Raw genomic sequence first — 233 nt, 5'->3', positions numbered from 1 at the left:
TGAACGCATAGCGCATGATGCGGGTGACGCCGACGCGGGTGAAGATGGCGACCTCAGTGCCAACCTCTTCCGGCAGCCCCCTGTGCGCACGGCCGCCGTGACCGGAATATTCGCCTTCGGAGTTTTCGCGGACGATAACCCAGTCCAGATCGCCGGGGCCGCAGTTGCGCAGCGGCGGCGTGATCCCGGGCAAAATCTTCGTGGGGCGAACATTCGCATACTGGTCGAAGCCC

The 233-nt window shown here is 64.4% G+C and carries 1 protein-coding gene; it reads right to left on the bottom strand.

Translation table 11 applies throughout. The features are described from left to right. Positions 1-233, bottom strand: a 233-nt coding sequence (locus AF337_RS14070) for an isocitrate/isopropylmalate family dehydrogenase (protein ID WP_244471256.1), incomplete at both ends; no start/stop codon positions are given.

It is taken from the genome of Rhizobium ecuadorense (assembly GCF_001187535.1).
Lineage (GTDB): Bacteria > Pseudomonadota > Alphaproteobacteria > Rhizobiales > Rhizobiaceae > Rhizobium > Rhizobium ecuadorense.
Note: the sequence above shows the minus strand (reverse complement) of the source record. Positions and strands in the feature narration are given on the sequence as shown.